The organism is Burkholderia sp. E168m23 (assembly GCF_016586125.1).
Classification (GTDB): domain Bacteria; phylum Pseudomonadota; class Gammaproteobacteria; order Burkholderiales; family Burkholderiaceae; genus Burkholderia; species Burkholderia orbicola.
Genome location: NZ_BCPP01000809.1, coordinates 1 through 3,379, shown reverse-complemented (window position 1 = coordinate 3,379; position 3,379 = coordinate 1). Strand labels below are relative to the sequence as shown.

Annotated in this window: 3 protein-coding genes and 1 tRNA gene; all 4 read left to right on the top strand. The window is 61.0% G+C overall.

Translation table 11 applies throughout. The features are described 5' to 3' along the window. The coding region (locus JMF90_RS30030; RefSeq protein ID WP_201325806.1) for a bifunctional (p)ppGpp synthetase/guanosine-3',5'-bis(diphosphate) 3'-pyrophosphohydrolase at nt 1-702 on the top strand (702 nt) is incomplete at its 5' end. An 84-nt stretch (nt 703-786) separates the two neighbouring features. Further along, nucleotides 787-863 (top strand) — tRNA-Val (locus JMF90_RS30025). Between the two features lie 272 nt (nt 864-1,135). Next, nucleotides 1,136-3,043 (top strand): threonine--tRNA ligase, encoded by a 1,908-nt coding sequence (gene thrS / locus JMF90_RS30020; RefSeq protein WP_006476187.1) that lies wholly within the window; start codon nt 1,136-1,138, stop codon nt 3,041-3,043. 49 nt (nt 3,044-3,092) lie between these two features. Continuing rightward, a partial coding sequence (gene infC, locus JMF90_RS30015; RefSeq protein ID WP_201325807.1) for a translation initiation factor IF-3 occupies nt 3,093-3,379 on the top strand: 287 nt, incomplete at its 3' end.

Here is a 3,379-nt window from a genome sequence, read left to right as displayed (position 1 = left end):
GGGCGCGCGCTCGTCGAAAAGACGCTGCAGCGCGAGGGCAAGACGTCGGTCAACCTGGACAACCTCGCCGCGAAGCTCGGCTTCAAGTCGCCCGAGGAGTTGTTCTCGGTCGTCGGCAAGGACGAGTTCAGCCTGCGCAACGTCGAGCACGCGCTGTCCGATGCGCCGCCGCCGGAACCGGCGCCCGAGGCGCCGGCCGATTTCGAGAAGCGCAGCAGCGGCGCGAGCGTCGCGCACGGCGCGTCGACCGGCGTGCTGGTGGTGGGCGTCGACGCGCTGCTGACGCAGTTGGCGCGCTGCTGCCGTCCGGCGCCGCCTGATCCGATCAGCGGTTTCGTCACGCGCGGCAAGGGAATGTCGATTCATCGCAGCGACTGCCCGACGTTTCGCCGGATGGTCGAGCGCGCGCCGGAGCGCGTGCTGCAGACGACCTGGTCGGCCGACGTGCTGGGCGGGCGCGGCGCGTCCGTGTATCCGGTCGACCTGATGATCGAGGCGAGCGACCGGCAAGGGTTGCTGCGCGATATCTCCGAAGTGTTCGCACGCGAAAAGATCAATGTCGTGGGCGTGAAGACGCAGAGTCGCCGCAATGCGGCATTCATGCAGTTCACGGTCGAGGTATCGAATTCGGCGCAGGTGCAGCGCGCGTGCACGCTGCTCGGCGAGGTGCAGGGCGTCGTGCGGGCAGGGCGGAAATCGTGATGGGGTTGGAACGGCATCGTTTTGCTGCGACCGCATAAAACACTTGCCAAGTCGGTAGCCGCTCCATATAATCTTAGCTTCTCTAGGCTCGTAGCTCAGTTGGTTAGAGCACCACCTTGACATGGTGGGGGTCGTTGGTTCGAATCCAATCGAGCCTACCAACGAATTGAGAATGCCCGGCCTCCGGGTGTTCAGTGCAGTACACAACTCAACGCGAACAAGGCGAATACGGTTATGACACCGCGAACGTTGACCGAAACCACTTCGGAGCGACGCTAGTCGAGGAACGTTTTCGCCCTTTCAGTTTGAGTGAAGTATCGAATGCGGCCCCTCGAAAGCGGGGCCGCATTTTTTTTGTCGCGAATTTTTTGACGCGTGAGTTCGATCTCGCGTACCTGGTCTGCCGCCCACTGTCGGCATCACGGAGATTGCTATGGTTTCGATACGCTTGCCTGACGGCTCAGTTCGACAATACGAGCATCCGGTGACAGTTGCCGAGGTTGCGGCCTCGATCGGTCCCGGCCTTGCGAAGGCTGCGCTTGGTGGCAAGCTCGATGGCGAGCTCGTTGATACGTCGACGGTGATCGACCGCGACGCGTCGCTCGCGATCGTCACGGACAAGGATGCCGACGGCCTCGACATCATCCGCCACTCGACCGCCCACTTGCTCGCGTATGCGGTGAAGGAGCTGTATCCGGACGCGCAGGTGACGATCGGCCCGGTGATCGACAACGGTTTCTATTACGACTTCTCGTACAACCGCCCGTTTACGCCGGAAGATCTGGAAAAGATCGAAAAGCGCATGCAGGAACTCGCGAAGAAGGACGAGCCGGTCACGCGCCGTGTCGTGTCGCGTGACGAAGCGGCCGGTTACTTCCGCAGCATCGGCGAGAAGTACAAGGCGGAGATCATCGAATCGATTCCGCAAAGCGACGAAATCAAGCTGTACTCGCACGGCGGCTTCACCGATCTGTGCCGCGGCCCGCACGTGCCGTCCACCGGCAAGCTGAAGGTCTTCAAGCTGATGAAGGTCGCGGGTGCGTACTGGCGCGGCGATTCGAAGAACGAGCAGCTGCAGCGTATCTACGGCACGGCCTGGACGAAGAAGGAAGACCAGGATCAGTATCTGCACATGCTCGAGGAAGCGGAAAAGCGCGACCACCGCAAGCTGGGCAAGCAGCTCGACCTGTTCCACATGCAGGAAGAGTCGCCGGGCATGGTGTTCTGGCATCCGAAGGGCTGGGCGCTGTGGCAGCAGGTCGAGCAGTACATGCGCCGCCGCGTCAACGAAGCCGGTTATCTCGAGATCAAGACGCCGATGATCATGGACCGCTCGCTGTGGGAAGCGTCGGGCCACTGGCAGAACTATCGCGAGAACATGTTCACGACAGAGTCGGAGAAGCGCGACTACGCGATCAAGCCGATGAACTGCCCGGGCCACGTCCAGGTGTTCAAGCACGGCCTGCGCTCGTATCGCGACCTGCCGCTGCGTTACGCGGAATTCGGCTCGTGCCACCGCAACGAGGCATCGGGCGCGCTGCACGGCCTGATGCGCGTGCGCGGCTTCGTACAGGACGATGCGCACATCTTCTGTACGGAAGACCAGTTCATCTCGGAATCGATCGCGTTCAACACGCTGGCCATGAGCGTGTACAAGGACTTCGGTTTCGATCACATCGACATCAAGCTGTCGCTGCGTCCCGACCAGCGTGCGGGTACGGACGAGACGTGGGATCGTGCCGAGCAGGGTTTGCGCGATGCACTGACGGCCTGCGGCCTTACGTGGGAAGAGTTGCCGGGTGAGGGCGCGTTCTACGGTCCGAAGATCGAGTACCACATCAAGGATGCGCTCGGCCGCTCGTGGCAGTGCGGCACGCTGCAGCTCGACATGGTGTTGCCGGAGCGCCTGGGTGCGGAGTACGTCGCGGAAGACAACAGCCGCCGCCGGCCGGTGATGCTGCACCGCGCGATCGTCGGTTCGATGGAGCGATTCCTCGGCATTTTGATCGAGCACCATGCTGGTGCAATGCCGGTTTGGCTCGCGCCGTACCAGGCAATTGTGCTCAATATCGCCGAAAGTCAGGCCGAATATGCGCAGTCTCTGACCCAAACGTTGCAAAAACAAGGGGTTAGAGTGGCGGCCGATTTGCGCAACGAGAAGATTAGCTATAAAATACGCGAGCACACGCTGGAAAAGGTGCCTTATCTCCTCGTCGTGGGCGATAAGGAGCGTGATGCGCAAACGGTAGCCGTGCGTGCCCGTGGCGGCGTCGATCTTGGCGTAATGCCGGTCGAAGCCTTCGTTGAGCGTCTGCAGGAAGACCTGCGCTCGTTCAAGTAACCGCCCTGGCAGCGCGGCTCGTTTTTTTAATTTTTAGAGGAAACGTAACATCGCTACTGATAAGTCGTCGCACCGCATCAACGGTGAAATCACTGCGCCGGAAGTGCGCCTGGTCGGGATCGAGAACGAACCGCTCGGTATCGTAAAACTCGCTGACGCTTTCCGTAAATCGGAAGAACTGGATGTTGACCTGGTGGAGATCGCGCCGCAAGCGGTGCCGCCGGTTTGCCGTCTGATGGATTACGGCAAGTTCAAGTACCAGGAGTCGAAGAAGCAGCACGAAGCGAAGCTGAAGCAGAAGGTCATCCAGGTCAAGGAAGTCAAGTTCCGTCCGGG

Excerpts from the sequence above, each read along its gene's own strand:
- thrS (WP_006476187.1), top strand. The coding sequence starts at position 1,136 with ATGGTTTCGATACGCTTGCCTGACGGCTCAGTTCGACAATACGAGCAT.